The sequence below is a fragment of the Streptomyces sp. NPDC037273 genome, from assembly GCF_055603625.1.
Genome location: NZ_JBVJVO010000001.1, coordinates 951631 through 969199, shown reverse-complemented (window position 1 = coordinate 969199; position 17569 = coordinate 951631). Strand labels below are relative to the sequence as shown.

The 17569-nt window shown below is 71.3% G+C and carries 23 protein-coding genes; 6 read left to right on the top strand and 17 right to left on the bottom strand.

Translation table 11 applies throughout. The features are described from left to right. Nucleotides 1-3: 3 nt before the first annotated feature. Together ACZ7G1_RS04330 and ACZ7G1_RS04325 are read right to left on the bottom strand one after the other, a co-directional pair. Complete coding sequence (locus tag ACZ7G1_RS04330) at nucleotides 4-471, bottom strand: ArsI/CadI family heavy metal resistance metalloenzyme (protein WP_470875354.1); 468 nt, start codon at nucleotides 469-471, stop codon at nucleotides 4-6. Nucleotides 472-549: 78 nt separating this feature from the next. Then, nucleotides 550-1914, bottom strand: coding sequence for an NAD(P)-binding domain-containing protein (locus ACZ7G1_RS04325; RefSeq protein ID WP_470875356.1), 1365 nt, complete (start codon nucleotides 1912-1914; stop codon nucleotides 550-552). Between the two features lie 165 nt (nucleotides 1915-2079). Between ACZ7G1_RS04325 and ACZ7G1_RS04320 the strand changes: the two genes are divergently transcribed. Further along, complete coding sequence (locus ACZ7G1_RS04320; protein WP_470875358.1) at nucleotides 2080-2442, top strand: ArsR/SmtB family transcription factor; 363 nt, start codon at nucleotides 2080-2082, stop codon at nucleotides 2440-2442. A gap of 49 nt (nucleotides 2443-2491) precedes the next feature. After that, nucleotides 2492-3004 (top strand): GNAT family N-acetyltransferase, encoded by a 513-nt coding sequence (locus tag ACZ7G1_RS04315; protein ID WP_470875360.1) that lies wholly within the window; start codon nucleotides 2492-2494, stop codon nucleotides 3002-3004. Nucleotides 3005-3094: 90 nt separating this feature from the next. On the opposite strand, the gene ACZ7G1_RS04310 is transcribed toward ACZ7G1_RS04315, so the two are convergent. Both ACZ7G1_RS04310 and ACZ7G1_RS04305 read right to left on the bottom strand, forming a co-directional pair. Then, complete coding sequence (locus tag ACZ7G1_RS04310; protein WP_470875362.1) at nucleotides 3095-3502, bottom strand: ArsR/SmtB family transcription factor; 408 nt, start codon at nucleotides 3500-3502, stop codon at nucleotides 3095-3097. Between the two features lie 11 nt (nucleotides 3503-3513). After that, the gene (locus tag ACZ7G1_RS04305) at nucleotides 3514-3843 is read right to left on the bottom strand and encodes an ArsR/SmtB family transcription factor (RefSeq protein ID WP_470875364.1); all 330 of its coding nucleotides are present in this window, start codon (nucleotides 3841-3843) and stop codon (nucleotides 3514-3516) included. Between the two features lie 211 nt (nucleotides 3844-4054). Here ACZ7G1_RS04305 and ACZ7G1_RS04300 point away from each other — a divergent pair, with 211 nt between their 5' ends. Continuing rightward, a complete protein-coding gene (locus ACZ7G1_RS04300) occupies nucleotides 4055-5182 on the top strand; it encodes a permease (RefSeq protein ID WP_470875366.1) in 1128 nt (375 codons plus the stop codon). Nucleotides 5183-5431: 249 nt separating this feature from the next. Next, nucleotides 5432-5941 carry a GNAT family N-acetyltransferase gene (locus ACZ7G1_RS04295; RefSeq protein ID WP_470875368.1) on the top strand — a complete coding sequence of 170 codons (510 nt, stop codon included), beginning with the start codon at nucleotides 5432-5434 and terminating at the stop codon, nucleotides 5939-5941. An 86-nt stretch (nucleotides 5942-6027) separates the two neighbouring features. Here ACZ7G1_RS04295 and ACZ7G1_RS04290 read toward each other — a convergent pair whose 3' ends face one another. The 11 genes from ACZ7G1_RS04290 to ACZ7G1_RS04240 form a co-directional block, all read right to left on the bottom strand. Continuing rightward, entirely contained in the window at nucleotides 6028-6849 is an 822-nt protein-coding gene (locus ACZ7G1_RS04290; RefSeq protein WP_470875370.1) for an S-methyl-5'-thioadenosine phosphorylase, read from the bottom strand. Beyond that, on the bottom strand, nucleotides 6842-7624 hold the full coding sequence (gene mtnC, locus ACZ7G1_RS04285) for an acireductone synthase (RefSeq protein WP_470875372.1): 783 nt from the start codon (nucleotides 7622-7624) through the stop codon (nucleotides 6842-6844). Before mtnC ends, ACZ7G1_RS04290 begins: the two co-directional genes overlap by 8 nt. Continuing rightward, nucleotides 7624-8199, bottom strand: a complete 576-nt coding sequence (locus ACZ7G1_RS04280; protein WP_470875374.1) for a 1,2-dihydroxy-3-keto-5-methylthiopentene dioxygenase — start codon at nucleotides 8197-8199, stop codon at nucleotides 7624-7626. The genes mtnC and ACZ7G1_RS04280 overlap by 1 nt, the downstream gene beginning before the upstream one ends. A 29-nt stretch (nucleotides 8200-8228) precedes the next feature. After that, nucleotides 8229-8891, bottom strand: a complete 663-nt coding sequence (mtnB, locus tag ACZ7G1_RS04275; RefSeq protein ID WP_470875375.1) for a methylthioribulose 1-phosphate dehydratase — start codon at nucleotides 8889-8891, stop codon at nucleotides 8229-8231. Next, nucleotides 8888-9907 carry an S-methyl-5-thioribose-1-phosphate isomerase gene (gene mtnA / locus ACZ7G1_RS04270; RefSeq protein ID WP_470875423.1) on the bottom strand — a complete coding sequence of 340 codons (1020 nt, stop codon included), beginning with the start codon at nucleotides 9905-9907 and terminating at the stop codon, nucleotides 8888-8890. The genes mtnB and mtnA overlap by 4 nt, the downstream gene beginning before the upstream one ends. A gap of 41 nt (nucleotides 9908-9948) precedes the next feature. Continuing rightward, complete coding sequence (locus tag ACZ7G1_RS04265; RefSeq protein WP_470875377.1) at nucleotides 9949-11211, bottom strand: ATP-grasp domain-containing protein; 1263 nt, start codon at nucleotides 11209-11211, stop codon at nucleotides 9949-9951. Between the two features lie 284 nt (nucleotides 11212-11495). Beyond that, nucleotides 11496-11804, bottom strand: coding sequence for an ArsR/SmtB family transcription factor (locus tag ACZ7G1_RS04260; RefSeq protein WP_470875379.1), 309 nt, complete (start codon nucleotides 11802-11804; stop codon nucleotides 11496-11498). A gap of 54 nt (nucleotides 11805-11858) precedes the next feature. Next, complete coding sequence (locus ACZ7G1_RS04255) at nucleotides 11859-12203, bottom strand: ArsR/SmtB family transcription factor (RefSeq protein ID WP_470875381.1); 345 nt, start codon at nucleotides 12201-12203, stop codon at nucleotides 11859-11861. A 122-nt stretch (nucleotides 12204-12325) separates the two neighbouring features. Further along, nucleotides 12326-13384: an ArsO family NAD(P)H-dependent flavin-containing monooxygenase gene (locus tag ACZ7G1_RS04250; protein ID WP_470875383.1), complete on the bottom strand. Its 1059-nt coding sequence runs from the start codon at nucleotides 13382-13384 to the stop codon at nucleotides 12326-12328. A gap of 80 nt (nucleotides 13385-13464) precedes the next feature. After that, nucleotides 13465-14550 (bottom strand): ACR3 family arsenite efflux transporter, encoded by a 1086-nt coding sequence (gene arsB / locus ACZ7G1_RS04245; protein WP_470875385.1) that lies wholly within the window; start codon nucleotides 14548-14550, stop codon nucleotides 13465-13467. Next, complete coding sequence (locus ACZ7G1_RS04240) at nucleotides 14547-14855, bottom strand: ArsR/SmtB family transcription factor (protein WP_033212497.1); 309 nt, start codon at nucleotides 14853-14855, stop codon at nucleotides 14547-14549. The genes arsB and ACZ7G1_RS04240 overlap by 4 nt, the downstream gene beginning before the upstream one ends. A 74-nt stretch (nucleotides 14856-14929) precedes the next feature. Between ACZ7G1_RS04240 and ACZ7G1_RS04235 the strand changes: the two genes are divergently transcribed. Further along, nucleotides 14930-15358: an arsenate reductase ArsC gene (locus tag ACZ7G1_RS04235; RefSeq protein WP_470875387.1), complete on the top strand. Its 429-nt coding sequence runs from the start codon at nucleotides 14930-14932 to the stop codon at nucleotides 15356-15358. 5 nt (nucleotides 15359-15363) lie between these two features. After that, nucleotides 15364-16350 carry a thioredoxin-disulfide reductase gene (gene trxB / locus ACZ7G1_RS04230; protein ID WP_470875388.1) on the top strand — a complete coding sequence of 329 codons (987 nt, stop codon included), beginning with the start codon at nucleotides 15364-15366 and terminating at the stop codon, nucleotides 16348-16350. A gap of 174 nt (nucleotides 16351-16524) precedes the next feature. On the opposite strand, the gene ACZ7G1_RS04225 is transcribed toward trxB, so the two are convergent. After that, complete coding sequence (locus ACZ7G1_RS04225; RefSeq protein WP_470875389.1) at nucleotides 16525-16854, bottom strand: ArsR/SmtB family transcription factor; 330 nt, start codon at nucleotides 16852-16854, stop codon at nucleotides 16525-16527. Nucleotides 16855-17051: 197 nt separating this feature from the next. Continuing rightward, nucleotides 17052-17387, bottom strand: coding sequence for an ArsR/SmtB family transcription factor (locus ACZ7G1_RS04220; RefSeq protein WP_470875391.1), 336 nt, complete (start codon nucleotides 17385-17387; stop codon nucleotides 17052-17054). Nucleotides 17388-17569: the final 182 nt, after the last annotated feature.

Here is a 17569-nt window from a genome sequence, read left to right as displayed (position 1 = left end):
GGATCAGCAGCAGCCGACGGAGGCGGCGACCGGTTCGGCGGCGTCGTCGGCGGAGGCCGTCGTGCCACTGCAGCAGGTGCTGCCCTGCTGCTTGGCCAGGGCGTCGGCGTCGGCCTTGACGACGTACACCTCCCACGGTTCGCGGCCGGGGCCGTGGACCCACACCTTGTCCTGGAGGGCGTAACAACAGGTCGTGTCGTTCTCCTCCGTCGTCGCGAGGCCTTCCTGGCCCAGCCTGGCGGTGGCGGCGTGGACTTCCTCGGTGGTGCCGACCTCCACGCCGAGGTGGTCCAGGCGGGTGTCCTCGTCGTCGGCGCCTTCGATGAGGACCAGCTTGAGGGGAGGCTCCGCGACCGCGAAGTTGGCGTAGCCGTCGCGGAGTTTGGCCGGCTCGGTGCCGAAGAGCTTGGTGTAGAAGGCGACGGATGCCGCCAGGTCGGGGACGCGCAGGGCGAGCTGTACGCGGGACATGGTGTGCCTCCAACTGGGACGGGGTGGATGGGGCGGGTTCGGTGTGGGTGGGGCGGGCCCTGGTGCGGTGGGGCGGGTTCAGCAGCCGCCGGAGGCGGCCGGGGCGCCGACGATCTGGAGGGTGGCCGGGGTCGCGCAGCAGCCTCCGCCTTCGGTGGCGGTGTCGGCGGGCTGGTCGAAGAGGCCGGCGCCGCCGCAGACGCCGGTCTCCGGGAGGACGAGTTCGACGCGTTCGGCCGATGCGCGGTCGCCGGCGAGGGCGGCGACGACCGAGCGGACCTGCTCGTAGCCGGTGAGCGCCAGGAAGGACGGGGCGCGGCCGTAGGACTTCATGCCGACCAGGTACACGTCCTTCTCCGGGTGCGACAGCTCCTTCACGCCGTGCGGGTAGACCGTGCCGCAGGAGTGCAGGTTCGGGTCGATGAGCGGCGCCAGTTCGACGGGGGCCTGGAGTCGCTCGTCGAGGCCGAGGCGGAGTTCGTCGAGGAAGGTCAGGTCGGGGCGGAAGCCGGTCAGGACGATCACCTCGTCGACCGGGTCGAGGCGGCGGCCGTCCTCGGCGACGAGGACGAGCCGGCCTTCCGCGCGCTCGATCGCGTCCGTACGGAAACCGGTGACGGCTTCGGCGTGCCCCGCCTCGACGGCGGCCTTGGCGGCGAGGCCGAGGGCGCCGCGGGCGGGGAGCTGGTCGGCCTCTCCCCCGCCGAAGGTGGAGCCGGAGATGCCGCGGCGCAGGATCCAGGTCGCGTGGGTGCCCGTTCCGTCCGGTGACTCCGCGAGGGCGGCGAGGGAGGCGAGTGCGGTGAAGGCGGAGGCGCCGGATCCGATGACGGCGGTGCGCTTCCCGGCGTAGCGGGCCCGCACGGCGGGGTCCTTGAGGTCGGGGACGCGGTAGGAGATCCGGTCGGCCGCCGCGCGCTCGCCGAGTGCCGGGAGGCCGTCGCCGCCGGCGGGGCTCGGAGTGGACCACGTACCGGAGGCGTCGATGACGGCCCGCGCGAGGACGCGCTCCTCGCGTCCGTCGCCGTACCGGATGTGGACGGTGAAGGGCTGCTCCGCGCGGTCGGCGTCGACGACGCGGTCGCGGCCGGTACGGGAGACGCCGGTGACGCGGGCGTCGAGCCTGACCCTGTCGCCGAGGAGGTCGGCGAGGGGCTGGAGGTAGTCGCCGGCCCAGTCCCCACCGGTCGGGTACGTGGTCTCGTCGGGCTTCACCCAGCCTGTCGGGGCCAGCAGCTTCTCGGCGACCGGGTCGACGACCTCGCCCCAGGTGGAGAAGAGCCGCACGTGAGACCACTCGCGCACCGAGGCACCGGCGCGGGTCCCGGCCTCCAGGACCAGCGGCTCCAGACCCCGGTGGACGAGGTGCGCGGCGGCGGCGAGACCGGCGGGGCCGGCTCCGACGATCACGACGGGCAGCTGGTCGGTGGTGGTGACGTTCACGGCTCTTCCCCTTTTGATTCGACGTTTGTCGATGTCTTGCGGATTCAGAATGGCACCCGCATCGACATCCGTCAACATAGACATTCATCGAATTCACGAGCCCGGAGCGACCATCTCCTCGCGACACCCCTCGGCGCCTGGTTCGACGTGTGTCAACATAGATACATGTCGAACGTGAAGACGCTGCCGATACTCGAGTCCGAGACAGCCCCGTGCTGCCCGCCCCTGAACGAGCGCCCGCTGACGGCCGAGGAGGCCGAGCGGACCGCCGTCATGTTCAAGGCGCTGGGCGATCCGGTCCGGCTGCGGCTGTTCTCGGCCGTCGCCTCCCACGCGGGCGGCGAGGCGTGCGTCTGCGACATCTCCGACGTCGGCGTCTCCCAGCCGACCGTCTCCCACCACCTGAAGAAGCTCAAGGAGGCCGGGCTGCTCTCCTCCGAGCGGCGCGGCACGTGGGTCTACTACCGCGTCGAGCCCGCCGTCCTCGCCGCCATGGGGGCGCTCCTGACCAAGGCGGCCTCCGCCTGACGTCCCGCCCTGCGCGGCGGCCGACGTCCCGTCTGGGAGACTCCGCCTCATGACCGGATCAGCCACGCGCGCCATCACCGTAGCGCCGCTCACCGCCGACCACGCCGACGAGGTCGTCGCGATCTACCAGGCGGGGATCGACGAGGGGAACGCCACCTTCGAGACCGTCGCGCCGACGTGGGAGCAGTTCGACGCGGCCAAGCTGCCGGAGTACCGCTTCGTCGCGCTCGACGAGGACGGCCGGGTGCTCGGCTGGGTGGCCGCCACACGGGTCTCCGACCGGTGCGCGTACGCCGGCGTCGTCGAGCATTCCGTGTACGTCCATCCCGGCGCCCGCGGCCGGGGCGTCGCCTCGGCGCTCCTGGAGGCGCTCATCGAGGCCACGGAGGCGGGCGGGGTCTGGACCATTCAGTCCGGGATCTTCCCGGAGAACGCCGCGAGCCTCGCGCTGCACGCGCGTGCGGGCTTCCGGGTCATCGGGACGCGCGAGCGCGTCGGCCGTCATCACGGAGTGTGGCGCGACACCGTCCTCGTCGAACGGCGCAGCCCGCACATCGACTGAGCCGGGGCGCCGCCTGTCGACCGAGCCGGGGGGCCGTCTGTCGACCCAGCTGGGGGTTCGTCGCCGGACGCCCGGCGTCGCCTTCGGGCGTCAGGAGGCCCGGGCCACCGCCGGGGCCTCGGCCTCGTCGTCCCGGCCGGTGTCGGCGTCGGCGTCGGCGAGGAAGGTGCCGAGCGAGGCGAGGACTCCGGGCGCGGGGCGGTAGTACACCCAGGTGCCGCGGCGCTCGGAGGTGAGCAGGCCCGCCTCGCGGAGCTTCTTGAGGTGGTGGCTGACCGTGGGCTGGGAGACGCCGACGTCGGCTATGTCGCAGACGCAGGCTTCACCGTTGGGGTGTGAGGCCACTCTGGACAGGAGGCGGAGCCGGACGGGGTCGGCGAGGGCCTTGAACATCGCCGCCATGGTCTCGGCGTCCCGTTCGGACAGTGCCGCCGTCACGATCGGCGGGCAGCAGGCGCCGGCCGGCGCGCTCGGTATGCGGGAGGTCGAGTCGGTCATGGTCGCGGTCCTCAGATCGAGGCCGCGGGGCGGCCCATGACGGCGTCGGCAGCACTGGGGAAGCAGGCCACGCAGGCGACGTTGATGGTGTAGAGCATGGACGTCCCCCGGCGCTCGCGGCGGACGAACCGGGCGTCGGCGAGCAGTTTCAGATGGTGGGACACGGTCGACTGGCCGACCTCCAGGAGCTCGACGATCTCGCCGACGCTCATCGGCCCGGTCGCGAGCGCGAGGAGGTTGAGGATCCGCACGCGGGTGCGATCGGAGAGGGCCTTGAACCAGGCGGCATAGGACTCGGCCGTACTTCGGTCGATCGGTCGGGCATTCATCGCGCTGCTCATGATCCATCGATGCTATTCGATGACCAAGCGTGGCGACAACCCTCGTTCACGACCCCACAGTCCATTGCCGGGGGTCCCATCAATCGTCTATCATCGATATTCGATAAAAGCGGATGCCGGTCGATCCTCTCCACGTGGCTCGCCGCGTTCCCCGTACGTCTCCGCACGGCACCGCTCCCCTCACGTGTCACCGTCTCAGAGAGGTTCACCCGTGGACGAACTGCGGGCCCTTGGCCTGTTCATCCTGTTCGAGGTGCTGCACTATCTCCCGTGGTTCCTGGTAGCCATCGTCCTGGGGATCGCCGTACAGCGTCTGTCGATCGACGTCGTCGCGCGCCGCAGCTTCGCCCATGGACGCAAGGGCGTCCTGGGCATCGCCATCGTCACGGCCATCGGAGCGTTCAGCCCCTTCTGCTCCTTCACGGTGATCCCCCTGATCCGGCGCTTCCTGATAGCCGGAGTCCCGCTCTCGGCGGTCATGTCGTTCTGGATCGCCTCCCCCTCCATGGACCCGGAGATCTACGCGCTCTCCGCCGCCCAGCTCGGGATCCCCATCGCCACCGCCCGCCTGGTCGGCGCCCTGGTACTGAGCTTCGGCGCGGGCCTCATCGTCCTGGCGCTCGAACGGCGCGGGCGGTTCGCCGACCCGCTGCTCGACTCCACCGAGGAGAAGGCCCCCGCGAAGTCCTGCTCGCAGGAGCCGGTGACCGTCCCCGAGACGGCGTGCTCGACGGCCAAGGCGACCGTGCCCGAGACCGTCACCGTCGGCGGCGGCAGCGGTGGCACCGGCGGCGGCGCGACCGCAGGTGGCTGCGGGGGCGCTGCCCAGGAGGCGGCGCCCGAGGCCGGCGGCTGCTCCGCCGCGCCGCAGAACGACGCGGACGACGACGGCACTCCGTGGCGGGTGCTCGTCCGCCGGGACATCAAGAACCTCCGCGCCGGCGAGATCCTCAAGGAGATCGTCAGCGACTCCCTGATCCTGGGCAAGTGGCTGCTGCTCGCCATCGTCCTCGAGGCCCTGATCGTCCGCTACGTGCCCACCGACGTGGTGTCCGGTGTCCTCGGCACGGACGGTGTCCTTTCCGTCCTGATCGCGGGGCTCATCAGCGTTCCGCTCTACCTGAACGGTGTCGGCGCCATCCCGGTCGTCGAAGGCCTCCTGAACCAGGGCATGGTCGCCGCCGCGGGTGTCACCTTCCTCCTCGGCGGTGCCATCACGACCATCCCCGCGATGGTCGCCGTCAAGAGCGTCGTCAAGGCGAAGGTCTTCGTCTTCTACCTCGCCGTCGGTCTCCTCGGCAGCGTGGGCATCGGGCTCGTCTGCCTGCCCCTCCTCTGACCCGAACCTTCCCCCCACACCCCCCACCCGCGATCCTGTGGGGGGGTGTGCCCGGAAAAAAGCGCGAGCGGCCAAGGACCGGCTCCCCCGTACGCGGGCCTCTCCGAAAAGGAGAAGACACGAAACAACCCCCCCCCCCCCCCCCCCCCCCCCCCCCCCTCCCTTCCCTCCCCCCCCCCCCCCCCCCAGCCCCGCGCCGTACCCGGCCCGTGCTCCCCCGCATGCGGCTCACCTCGGAAAGGAGCAGGCATGACCACGTCCCCGCGCACCCCTCTCACCCTCGTCCCCATGACCGACGACCACGCGCCCGCCGTCATGGCCATCTACCAGCAGGGCATCGACGAGGGGAACGCCACGTTCGAGACGGCCGCTCCCCCGTGGAGTGCCTTCGACACCGCCAAACTGCCCGCGCACCGGTTCACCGCCCTCGACGGACGGCGGGTCGTCGGATGGACGGCGGTGTCCCGCGTCTCGGCACGCCCTGCCTACGCGGGGGTCGTCGAGCACTCCGTGTACGTCTGCCCCAGCGCACGCGGAACGGGCGTGGGACGCACACTGCTCGAAGCGCTGATCGTCTCCACCGAGAAGGCGGGCATCTGGACGATCCAGGCGGGCATCTTCCCCGAGAACGCGGCGAGCCTCGCCCTGCACGAGTCCGTCGGGTTCCGTGTGCTGGGCCGGCGGGAGCGCGTGGCCCGCCACCACGGCGTCTGGCGTGACGTCCTGCTCGTGGAACGCCGCAGCCCGGTGGTGGAATGACCGATGCCGGTCACCAGGGTGACCGGCATCGGTGCGGAGGGTCGTGACGCGGGCCGATGGGGACAAGAACCCCACCGGCCCCGCCCTTACGGGAGCTCGAACGGCAGGTCCATCCCGTCGAGCGCCGCCGCGCAGGCGCAGTCCCGGTCGCGGTCCAGGACCGGGACGGTCCGCAGGACCAGGTCCTTGAGGCGTTCCACGTTCGCCGCGAACACCCGGAAGACCTCGTCTTGGGAGACGCCTTCGCCGCGCTCCACGCCGGCGTCGTAGTCGGTGACGAGCGCCAGGGAGGTGTAGCAGAGGGCGAGTTCGCGCGCGAGGACGGCCTCGGGGTGTCCGGTCATGTTGATGAGGGACCAGCCGGCGGAGGCGTACCACTGGGACTCCGCACGGGTGGAGAACCGGGGTCCCTCGACGACCACCATGACGCCGCCGTCGTGGACGTCGACCCCGGCCTCGCCGGCGGCCTTGAGCACGGCCGCTCGTCCGGCGGCGCAGTACGGGTCGGCGAAGGAGACGTGGGTCGCGCCGCGGTCGTAGTAGGTCTGGACGCGGCCCGTGGTCCGGTCGACGAGCTGGTCGGGGAGGACGACGCTGCCGGGGCCGAGCTCGGTGCGCAGGGAGCCGACGGCGCAGGGCGCCAGGACCTGGCGTACCCCCAGGGAACGCAGCGCCCACATGTTGGCGCGGTAGTTGATGTGGTGCGGGGGCAGCTCGTGGTGGCTGCCGTGCCGGGGCAGGAAGGCCACGCGGCGACCGCCCACGGTGCCGACCGACACGGCGTCGGACGGCTTGCCGTACGGGGTGTCGACCTCGACCCGCTCCGCCGACTCCAGGAGTTCGTAGAAGCCGCTGCCGCCGATGACCGCGATCTCGGCTTGCGGCGTCCCCTCGTTGGGATCACTCATGGTTCCGGTCCTCCTGCGTGTGCGTGCGATCCGGCGCCGGCGGGCTGTCCGCGCCGGGTCGGGAGACAAGGGGGGTGAGGGAGGCGACGGTCTCGTGCCCGGTCACCGGGGCGCGTTCGTCGTCGGGGCGGCGGACGGCCGCCGTCCGCCAGCCCGCCTCGGACGCGGCGTCCAGCTCGGCGCCGACGTCGCTGACGAAGAGCAGATCACCGGGGTCGTGTCCGAGCTCCGCCGCGATGGTGCGGTACGAGTCGGGCCGCGCCTTCGGGCCGGCCGTCGTCAGGTCGAAGTAGCCGTCGAGCAGCGGGCGCAGGTCGCCGTGCGCGGTGTGGCCGAACCAGTCGCGCTGGGCGGCCACGGAACCGGACGAGTAGATGAAACGGCCGGTGCCGTGTGCCTTCCACTCCTCCAGGGCGGGCGGGACGTCGGGATAGACGTGGCCGGACAGCTCGCCGGCCGCGTAGCCGCCGGACCAGATCAGTCCCTGCAGCGCCTTCAGGGGGGCGGCCTTCACGTCGGCGTCGGCCCACTGCTCCAGGAGCGCCAGGGCACTGGCCTCGTCGTGGTCCGTCCCGGTGTGGGCGGCCACCGCGTCGAGGACGTTCCGCCAGGGTTCGGTGCCGCGGTGCTCGGCGAGCCAGGGGGCGAGGCGGGCGCGGACGTAGGGGAAGAGGACGTCGCGTACGTGGCTGAGGGAGCCGGTCGTTCCTTCGATGTCGAGGACGACGGCGCGCGGCTCGTTCGCGGGTGCGCCGCCGGGTCGGCTGTGCGGCATCAGTCTTCCCGCAGGAGTGCGTCGAGACGGGGGAAGCCGGCGGCGATGGGCTCCTCGGTGAAGTCACCGACCCAGCCGTCCTCCTTCTCGAAGAACCGGACGGCGCAGAAGTCGGGTACGGGTCCCATGTCGAACCAGTGGCGAGTGCCGGCCGGTACGGACAGCAGGTCGCCGGCCTCGCAGACCACGGCGTACACGCGGTCGTCGAGGTGGAGGTAGAAGCAGCCGGTGCCCTGGACGAAGAACCGGACCTCGTCCTCGGCGTGCCGGTGCTCGTCGAGGAAGGTGGACCGGGCCTTGGCCGCGCGTTCCTGCCACGCGGCTCCCTCCTCGGGGTGGAGCCGGGCGACGTCGACGTGCCGGAAGTCCCGCTCCGCGCAGAGTTCGTCGATCTCGCGGCGGTAGGCGCCGAGCAGTTCCTCGGACGGCGTCTGCGGCGTCACCTGTCCGTACAGCGGCCAGCGGGTGAAGGAGACCGACTTCTCCCGCAGGGCCTGTGCGATGGCGGCCTCGTCCCGCGTGCGGAGCAGGACGGTGTCCGGGGCGTCGTCCGGCATGATCTGCAGCAATGTCATGGTGGGTCCTGTCGTCGGGTCCGGGGCCTTCAGGTACGGGAGACGCGCAGTTCGGAGTGGGCGAGCACGAGGAGCTGGCAGACGGACTCCAGGCATTCGAGCCTGTTCCTGGCCTCGTTGAGCGAGTCGCCCCAGGTGGTGATGCCGTGATCGGCCAGGAGGAGTCCCGGCGGGCCGTCCCCGTGTGCCGTGAGGTGGGCGGCGACTTCGTCGGAGATCCGCTCCACTTCGGGCCAGTTGGGGAAGACCGGCAGGTCGGTGGCCGACGGGTCCTTGAGGCCCAGGCCCTTGAGCAGCTCGAAGCGTTCCAGCCGCAGCCGGGCCACCGATTCCCGTGCGTCGGCCCGGTGGGCGATCACGGTGGCGTACGGGGAGTGCACGTGGATGACGGCGCGGGCTCCGGTGACGCGGTAGACCGCCGCGTGGATGGAGGTCTCGGCCGAGGGCCGGGCCTGACCGGGGAGGGTCGCCCGGCCGGTGCGGGCGTCGACCTCCACGACGTCCCGGGCGGTGAGTTCGCCCTTGTCGCGGCCGCTCGCGGTGATCAGCGCCCGGTCGGGGTCGTCGGGCAGGCGCAGGGACACGTTGCCGGAGGTGCCCGGCATCCATCCGCGTTCGTACAGGGTGCGGGTGAGGTCGGCGAGTTGCTGGGCGGACTGCTTGCCGACGGCGGTGGACGGCGCGTAGCTCATGCGGTCACCTCGGATGCGGAGTGGACGCCGTGCTCGGAGACGATGGCGGAGATCAGGGCGGCGGGGGTGACGTCGAAGGCCGGGTTGTACGCGCGCGTGCCGTCCGGAGTGGTACGGATCCCCCCGTAGGAGGTCACCTCGTCGGCGTCGCGTTCCTCGATGACGATGTCCCGCCCGTCGGCGAGCGACCTGTCCCAGGAGGACTCGGGGGCGACCACGATGAAGGGAATGCCGTGGTGGGCGGCGGCTATCGCCAGGGAGTAGGTGCCGATCTTGTTGGCGACGTCTCCGCGTGCGGTGATGCGGTCGGCTCCGACCAGCACGCAGTCGACGAGGCCCTGGCCCATGGCCGCGGCGGCCGCGCTGTCGACGCACACCCGGTGCGGCACGCCGGCTTCGGCGAGCTCCCAGGCCGTGAGGCGGGCGCCTTGCAGCAGCGGGCGGGTCTCGTCGACGAGGACTTCGGTGACCTTCCCGGCGTCCGCGAGGGCGAGGATCGTGCCGAGGGCGGTTCCGACGGCCGCGGTCGCGAGCCGGCCGGTGTTGCAGTGGGTCAGGATCCGCAGGGACGGCTGCGGGCAGCGGTCCAGGACGGCGCGGACCGCGTGGTCGACCATCTGCCGGTTGACCGATCGGTCCTCGTCGATCATCTCGGTGGCCTCGGCGAGTACCGCGTCCGGGCCGTCGTCGAGTTTCGCGAGGACCCTGTCGACGGCCCACGCCAGGTTGACCGCGGTGGGCCGGGCGGCGGCAATGCGCCGCGCGTCGGCGTGCACGGCCTCCCGGGCGGCTTCGTCGGCGCCGGGCGCGCGGTGGGCGTACGCGGAGAGCACGACGCCCAGGGCGCCCGCGAGTCCGATGGAGGGGGCGCCCCGTACCGCGAGGGTCGTGATCGCGGTGATGACGTCGTCCACGGTGGTCAGGCGCAGGATCCGGCGTTCGTGGGGCAGCGCGCGCTGGTCGAGCGTGACGATCGCTTCGCCGTCCCAGCGCAGCGACGGCTGGTCGGAGGGCATGCTCACGTTCGGCTGTTCCTTCGGTCTGGGTGGGAGAGGAGTCAGTCGGACAGGGGACGGGAGCGCAGTTCGACGAGCGTGGGCGCGGCGTCCGCGTCGGCGGTCACCTGGTCACGGTCCTCGCCGACGGCGATGACGTAGCCGTACCGGTTCATGTACGCCCTGGGCGGGAGGGCGAGCCGGGTGCCGGCGCCGGCGGTCGCGACCGCGCTGTGCACGGTGGGCCCGAAGAGGTCGGTGCGCACGGTCACCTCGACGGCCTCGCAGTCGCGCTCCGGGTAGAGGAACCTGATGGCCGCGGTACGCGACGCCTTCGGCGCGGTGTCCGGGGTGAGTCCGGCGGCCACCTGCGCGGCGGCGACGGCGGGGTCGGTGCCGGTGGCGAGCATGCCGATGAGGGGGATGAAGTCACCGCCGAGGCGGGCGTTGATCTCGACGAGCCGGGGGCCCTTGGGGGTGAGCTTGAACTCGGTGTGCGTGGCGCCGTGCGCGAAGCCGAGGGTCTGGTGGATGCGGTGCAGTTGGTCCAGGAGCTCCGGGTCCCGCAGCAGGGGGTCGTCGGCGTCGACGGTGTGGCCCGTCTCCTCGAAGTACGGCTCCATGCCGACCTGCTTGCGCGCCACGATCAGCGGGGTGCAGGAGCCGTCGACGACGACCGCGTCGATGCTGATCTCGGGACCGGTCAGGTACTCCTCGACCAGGACGTCGGCCTCATAGCGGGGCACTCCCGGCCAGTTGGCGGAGCTGGCCGCCTCGAAGGCCGCTTCGACGGCGTCGCCGTCGTCGGCGCGGACGACACCGAGGCTTCCGGCGAGCCCACGGGCCTTGATCACCACGGGGTAGCCGGTCTTGTCGGCCGCCGCGCGGGCCTCGACCGCGGTGGCGACCGGCGTGCAGGCCGGCTGCGGTACGTCCGCGGCCGCGAGCCGTGCCCGGGTGGTCGCCTTGTCGCGGCAGGCGAGGACCGCGTCGGGGGCGCTGCCGGGCAGGCCGAGGGCTTCGGCGAGCCGGGCGGCGACGTGGACGAGCGACTCGTCGTAGGTGAAGACCCCGGCGACGGGCAGCTGTTGGGCGACCTTCCGCGCCTCGGCGAGGAGCTCGTCGAGGTTCTTGGTGTCGAGGAGCGAGGTCCCCTCCACGTACGGAAGCTGCCAGCTCGGCTCGTACGCGTCGAGGAGCCACAGCCGGAAGTGGCCGGAGACGGCCGCCACGATGTACTCCCGGTAGCGACGGTCCCCGCTGCCTATGAGGAGCAGGAGCGGCGCCTCGGTGGTGGACGTGTGCGGGTGGGGCGTGGCGGCCATGGTGGGAACCTTCGTGTCGACGTGTGGTCGGGGCGGGGGCCGGCCGACGGGGCGGGGTCAGAGCCCGGGTCGGCAATGCGCTGTGTGCCAACGGCCGGAACCCTGCCAGCTTTGAGCGATGTATGTCAATAGATCGATGAATGAAGGCGTGATCACCCTTTGACCGCCTTCTCCACCAGGCCTGGCGGCACACCCGTCCAGCCCGCATCCCAGGTCAATCGGCAATCATCGATACCCCGCAGGGCACCGGGAGGCCGCGAGGGGGAGGGAGCGGCGCCCGGTCCTCAGCCGCAGGGCCGCCGCGCCGGAGGGGTCTCCCGCACGCCGTCCGTCAGGTCGCCGAGGAACGTCACCAGGTCGGTCAGCACGTCGGTACGCAGCCGGTAGTAGGTGAAGCGCCCGCAGGGATCGGTCTCCACGACGCCCGCTTCCCGGAGGACCCTGAGGTGGTTCGAAAGATTCGTCTGCCGCGCGCCCGTCTCGTCGACGAGATGACTGGTACACAGTGACTCACGGGCGAGCAGGCACACGATGCGAAGCCGCAGCGGGTCCGCCAGGGCCTTGAGCAGTTCCGCGTTCACCGACGTCAGCATGGCCCGATGGTGACACACCCGTGCGACCGGCGCCGACGCGCCGAGGCGCGGCCGTCAGCAGGGGGAGCTCTCCCTCGCCTGCGGGAAGGCCCGCCCCCTGAGCTGTTGCAGAGCGTCCCAGCGGATGGAGAACCAGGCCCAGGTCCCGCGCTGTTCGCGCTGCAGGAGCCCGGCGGTGGCGAGGATCTTCAGATGGCGGCTCACCGTGGGCTGCGCGAGGTCCAGTGACTCGGTCAGGTCGCAGACGCAGAGCTCTCCGGCCGGCGACTGGTCGATAAGGTGGATGATCTGGAGCCGGGTCTGGTCGGCCATCGCCTTCAACTGGGCCGTCAGCGTCTCGACTTCGTCGCGGTCGATCAACGTGCCCGGAGAGCAGGGCGCACAGCTGTCCTTGCTCACGTCCTCAATCGGTATACCTACCAGCGGGATTGACATCCGGACACCATACGAGCCGACAAGATCGCGCGGCGAATCCGGATGCCGATTTCCGTCAGCATTCACCATCTGTTCACCGCGTCGGCTCAGCGCAGGAGGGCGGCGATGGCGCGGGCGGCCTCGCGGGCGGGGCGGCCGACGCCGATGAGGGTGGCCGAAGCGGGGCCGGTCCAGTCGCCGTACCCGAGCAGGTGGAGCCGCGGCTCCCCCACGGCTTCCGTCCCCCGGGTGGCGATGTGTCCGCGCGTCCCGCGGAGTCCGAGCGGGGCCAGGTGGGCGAGAGCGGGGCGGAAGCCGGTGCACCAGATGATCACGTCCGCGTCCGCCCTCGTTCCGTCGGCCCATGCGACGCCCGTGCCCGTCAGGCGCGCGAACATCGGCTGCGCCTTGAGAAGTCCGGCGTCCCGCGCCTCGCGCACGGGCGGGACGGCGACGATGTCGCCGAGGGAGGCCACTCCCCCGGTGTCGTCGCGTCCTTCGTCCAGGGCTCGGCGGCGGGCGGTGGCGTGGTCGAAGAGCACGCGCCCGTCGACGTCGTCCGCGAGGAACCGTGCGGGCCGCTGGGTGACCCAGGTCAGCTCGCTCTCGTACGCGAGATCGGCGGCGATCTGCGCTCCGGAGTTGCCGCCTCCGACCACGATGACCCGGAGCCCGGCGAACGCCCCGGGACCCGCGTACTCCACCGTGTGGAGTTGGCGCCCCCGGAACGTGTCGCGGCCTGGCACGGCGGGGACGAACGGCCGTGACCACGTGCCGGTGGCGCTGACGACCGCACGGGCGCGCCAGGTCCCGGAGTCGGACTCGACCCGGAGGTGCCGGCCGTCGCCGTGGACCGCCCGCACGCGGACGGGGCGGTGGACGGGGAAGCCGTACCGCTGCTCGTAGTCGGTGAGGTAGTCGACGACGTGGGCGGCGTCGGGGTACGTCTCCCCCTCCTGGGGCGGCATGAGGCGGCCGGGCAGGGAGGAGTAGGCGGCCGGGGAGAACAGGCGCAGCGAGTCCCAGGTGTGCTGCCAGGCTCCGCCCGGGGTGGGCTGGGCGTCCAGGACGGCGAAGTCGAGGCCGCCGACGCGGCGCAGGTGGTAGGCGGCGGCCAGTCCGGCCTGGCCGCCGCCGATCACGACCACGTCGAGTGAGTCGGTCATCTCTCCGGCTTCCCTTCGTACGACGGTGCCTCGCCCGGTCGGATCGTAAGGGGCGAGGCACCGTGGATGTGGTGGGCGGGCTACCGCTGTGCGGGGGCGAACTTCCTGCGCCAGGCCAGCGACACGTACACGAGCGCGACCAGGACCGGGACCTCGATGAGGGGTCCGACGACGCCGGAGAGGGCCTGCCCGCTGGTGACGCCGAAGGTGGCGATGGCGACCGCGATGGCGAGTTCGAAGTTGTTGCCGGCGGCGGTGAAGGCGAGGGTGGCGGTGCGGTCGTAGTGCAGGCCGATGGCCTTGCCGAGCGCGAACGTGCCGAACCACATGACCGCGAAGTAGACGAGGAGCGGCAGCGCGATCCGGGCGACGTCCAGCGGCTGCGAGGTGATGGTCCTGCCCTGGAGGGCGAATGGGATGACGATCGTGAAGAGCAGGCCGTAGAGGGCCCAGGGGCCGATCTTCGGCAGGAACTTCCGCTCGTAGGACTCGCGGCCCATCTTGTTCTCGCCGATGCGGCGGGTGAGGAAACCGGCGAGCAGGGGGACGCCGAGGAAGATGACGACGTTGAGCGCGATCTTCCCCATCGAGATGTCGAGGGTCTCGCCCTCGCCCAGGCCGAGCCAGCCGGGGAGGATGTCGAGGTAGAACCAGCCGAGCAGGCCGAACGCGATCACCTGGAAGACGGAGTTCAGCGCCACCAGGACGGCGGCGGCCTCGCGGTCGCCGCAGGCGAGGTCGTTCCAGATGACGACCATGGCGATGCAGCGGGCCAGGCCGACGACGATCAGACCGGTGCGGTACTCGGGCAGGTCCGGCAGGAAGATCCAGGCCAGGGCGAACATCACCGCGGGCCCGAGGACCCAGTTGATGACCAGCGACGACACCATGAGCTTGCGGTCGCCGGTGACGGCGTCGAGCTTGTCGTAGCGGACCTTCGCGAGGACCGGGTACATCATGATCAGCAGGCCGACGGCGATCGGCAGCGAGATGCCGCCGATCTCGACCTTCGCGAGAGCGTCGTTCAGGCCCGGGATCAGCCGCCCCAGACCCAGCCCCAGGCCCATGGCCAGGAGAATCCAGACGGCGAGAAAGCGGTCGAGTGTCGACAGCTTCGCGACGACCGGGGTCTCCTCGGCGATTCCGGGCGCTTGGGTGTGCGTCACGGACAGGTCCTCTTGTTCTCGGCTGCGGTACGAGCCGATTCGGCCAGGTCGGCGAACTGGCCCGCGAGCTGGGCGATCACGTCCGGCTTCAGGCGGTAGTACGTGAACCGCCCGCACGGCTCGGTCTCCACGACACCGGCCTCGCGCAGCACTCTCAGGTGGTTGGAGAGGTTGGTCTGCTTGGCACCCGTCTCCTGGACGAGGTGGGTGGTGCAGAGGGTCTCGCGGGCCAGCAGGGTCACGATCTGGAACCTGAGCGGATCCGCCAGAACCCGGATCAGTTCAGTATCGACTGACGTCATCATGGACTGATACTGTCACATCACCAGCTGCTGATACCAGCCAGAGCTGACCTCTTGGCCTCAAGGAAGACCTGCCGATGCCCACTGCTCCGCTCGCCTCCGTACTCTTCGTCTGCATCCACAACGCGGGCCGCTCCCAGATGGCCGCGGGATTCCTGCGCCACCTGGCCGGCGACCGCGTCGAGGTCCGCTCCGCGGGCTCCGTGCCGGGCGACCAGGTCAACCCCTCCGCCGTCGCGGCCATGGCCGAGCTGGGCATCGACATCTCCGACCAGAAGCCGAAGGTCCTGACGGTCGAGGCCGCGCAGGCCTCGGACTACATCATCACCATGGGCTGCGGCGACGCCTGCCCGGTCTTCCCCGGCAAGACGTACCTGGACTGGGCCCTGGAGGACCCGGCCGGCCAGGGCGTCGAGGCCGTCCGTCCGATCCGCGACGAGATCAAGCTCCTCGTCGAGGGCCTCATCGTCGAGATCGACGAGATCGCCGAGAAGCAGGAGGCGTGACTCCCTTGACCGACTCGAACGAGGCGACCGAGGGCGACCTCCGCGAGGTCATCGTCATAGGCTCCGGCCCCGCCGGATACACCGCCGCGCTCTACACCGCCCGCGCCCAGCTCAAGCCGCTGCTCTTCGGCAGCTCGATCTTCGTCGGCGGCTCCCTGACCACCACGACCGAGGTCGAGAACTTCCCCGGCTTCCCCACCGGCATCGACGGCCCCGACCTCATGGCCGACATGCGGGCCCAGGCCGAACGCTTCGGCGCCGAGATGATCGACGACGACATCGTCTCCGTCGACCTCACCGGCGAGATCAAGGAAGTCACCGACAGCGAGGGCACGGTCCACCGCGCGAAGGCCGTGATCATCGCCACGGGCTCCGGCTACCGCAAGCTCGGACTCCCGAACGAGGACGAGCTCTCCGGCCGGGGCGTCTCCTGGTGCGCGACCTGCGACGGCTTCTTCTTCCGCGACATCGTCGTGGTCGGCGGCGGCGACACGGCCATGGAGGAAGCCACCTTCCTCACCCGCTTCGCCCGCTCCGTCACCGTCGTCCACCGCCGCTCGACCCTGCGCGCCTCCAAGGCCATGCAGAACCGCGCGTTCGCCGACGACAAGATCTCCTTCGCCTTCGACAGCGAGATCGCCGAGATCAAGGCGGAGAACGGCATGCTCGCCGGCGTCGTCCTGCGCGACACCCTCACCGGCGAGACCCGCGACCTCGACGCCACCGGCCTGTTCATCGCCATCGGCCACGACCCGCGCACCGAACTCTTCACCGGCCAGATCGACCTCGACGACGAGGGCTACATCACCGTGGAGTCACCCTCCACCCGTACGAACCTCCCCGGCGTCTTCGCCGCCGGCGACGTCGTCGACCACACCTACCGCCAGGCCATCACGGCCGCGGGCTCCGGCTGCCAGGCTGCACTGGACGCCGAGCGGTACCTCGCCGCCCTCACGGACCGGAGCAAGGCCGCCGCGAGCGTCACGGCCTGAGGCCGCACCCGGGGGCCGCGCCGCCGCCCCTCTCATGAACACCAGCTCCTGCCCATCAGGTTGGCGGACCCGACGGGCAGGAGCTGGCTCGCGTGCGGGATCACCTCACGCACGACACACGAAGATCGATCCACCACGGAAGGGGCGGATCGATCTCGACAGGTCTTTCGCGCCTTACGCGGAAGCGGCGGGGCGTCCCATGACCGCGTCCGCGGCGCTCGGGAAGCAGGCCACGCAGGCGACGTTGATCGTGTACAGCATCGAGGTGCCCTGGCGTTCGCGAAGGACGAACCGGACGTCCGCGAGCAGCTTCAGGTGGTGGGACACCGTGGACTGCCCGATGTTCATCCGGTCCACGATCTCTCCGACACTCATCGGTTCGGAGGCCAGCGCCAGAAGGTTCAGGATCTGCACACGCGTGGGATCCGAGAGGGCCTTGAACCAGGTCGCATAGGACTCGGCGGCTTCTCGGTCGATCAGCTGGGCATTCATCGTACCGCTCATGATCCATCGATGATATTCGATGGCGGAGCCATTCAGCAAGGCCGTTGCCTATCCCCCGGCTCGGGTTCACGCCGCTCCGGGCGCCGAACGGGCACCTCGGGGGGCCCTCTCCCCCACCGGCACCCCTCGGGGCCGCCCGGCTGTCACACCGCAGTCCATCGCCAATCAACGATTCTCGATGGACGGGTGAGGGGGCGTCAGTCGGCCGCCGGCTCGTGACAGGGGCGGATCGGGGCGCCGAGGAGGACGTCGGCGGCGCTGGGGAACTCGGAGACGCAGCGGGGGTTGACCGCGTAGCGGATGCTGGCACCGGCCCGGCGCCTGGTCAGGAAGCGGGCGGTGTGGAGGATCTTCAGGTGGTGGGAGACGGTCGACTGGTTGAGCCGGAGGTGGGCGACGATCTCGCCGACCGGCACCGGGTCCGCGCGCCCGCTCAGGAAGCGCATGATGCGGATGCGCGTGGGGTCGGCCAGGGCCCGGAACCAACGGGCGTACTCCTCGACGGTCTCCCGGTCGAGCGAGGTCTCGGACATGGGCATCCTTTGCGGACCACGGGGAGGACCGCCGCCGCGCCGGCCGGTGACGGACGGAGGGACCGGCACCCGTCCTCGTAAGGCGGTACGGGCCGGGGGGGGGGGGGGGGGGGGGGGGGGGGGGGGGGGGGGGGGGGGGGGGGGGGGGGGGGGGGGGGGGGAGGCGGGAGGGGCTTGGCCGG

Excerpts from the sequence above, each read along its gene's own strand:
- ACZ7G1_RS04330 (WP_470875354.1), bottom strand. The coding sequence starts at position 471 with ATGTCCCGCGTACAGCTCGCCCTGCGCGTCCCCGACCTGGCGGCATCC.
- ACZ7G1_RS04320 (WP_470875358.1), top strand. The coding sequence starts at position 2,080 with ATGTCGAACGTGAAGACGCTGCCGATACTCGAGTCCGAGACAGCCCCG.
- ACZ7G1_RS04315 (WP_470875360.1), top strand. The coding sequence starts at position 2,492 with ATGACCGGATCAGCCACGCGCGCCATCACCGTAGCGCCGCTCACCGCC.
- ACZ7G1_RS04310 (WP_470875362.1), bottom strand. The coding sequence starts at position 3,502 with ATGACCGACTCGACCTCCCGCATACCGAGCGCGCCGGCCGGCGCCTGC.
- ACZ7G1_RS04305 (WP_470875364.1), bottom strand. The coding sequence starts at position 3,843 with ATGAGCAGCGCGATGAATGCCCGACCGATCGACCGAAGTACGGCCGAG.
- ACZ7G1_RS04295 (WP_470875368.1), top strand. The coding sequence starts at position 5,432 with ATGACCACGTCCCCGCGCACCCCTCTCACCCTCGTCCCCATGACCGAC.
- ACZ7G1_RS04290 (WP_470875370.1), bottom strand. The coding sequence starts at position 6,849 with ATGAGTGATCCCAACGAGGGGACGCCGCAAGCCGAGATCGCGGTCATC.
- mtnC (WP_470875372.1), bottom strand. The coding sequence starts at position 7,624 with ATGCCGCACAGCCGACCCGGCGGCGCACCCGCGAACGAGCCGCGCGCC.
- ACZ7G1_RS04280 (WP_470875374.1), bottom strand. The coding sequence starts at position 8,199 with ATGACATTGCTGCAGATCATGCCGGACGACGCCCCGGACACCGTCCTG.
- mtnB (WP_470875375.1), bottom strand. The coding sequence starts at position 8,891 with ATGAGCTACGCGCCGTCCACCGCCGTCGGCAAGCAGTCCGCCCAGCAA.
- mtnA (WP_470875423.1), bottom strand. The coding sequence starts at position 9,907 with ATGCCCTCCGACCAGCCGTCGCTGCGCTGGGACGGCGAAGCGATCGTC.
- ACZ7G1_RS04265 (WP_470875377.1), bottom strand. The coding sequence starts at position 11,211 with ATGGCCGCCACGCCCCACCCGCACACGTCCACCACCGAGGCGCCGCTC.
- ACZ7G1_RS04260 (WP_470875379.1), bottom strand. The coding sequence starts at position 11,804 with ATGCTGACGTCGGTGAACGCGGAACTGCTCAAGGCCCTGGCGGACCCG.
- ACZ7G1_RS04250 (WP_470875383.1), bottom strand. The coding sequence starts at position 13,384 with ATGACCGACTCACTCGACGTGGTCGTGATCGGCGGCGGCCAGGCCGGA.
- ACZ7G1_RS04240 (WP_033212497.1), bottom strand. The coding sequence starts at position 14,855 with ATGATGACGTCAGTCGATACTGAACTGATCCGGGTTCTGGCGGATCCG.
- ACZ7G1_RS04235 (WP_470875387.1), top strand. The coding sequence starts at position 14,930 with ATGCCCACTGCTCCGCTCGCCTCCGTACTCTTCGTCTGCATCCACAAC.
- ACZ7G1_RS04225 (WP_470875389.1), bottom strand. The coding sequence starts at position 16,854 with ATGAGCGGTACGATGAATGCCCAGCTGATCGACCGAGAAGCCGCCGAG.
- ACZ7G1_RS04220 (WP_470875391.1), bottom strand. The coding sequence starts at position 17,387 with ATGTCCGAGACCTCGCTCGACCGGGAGACCGTCGAGGAGTACGCCCGT.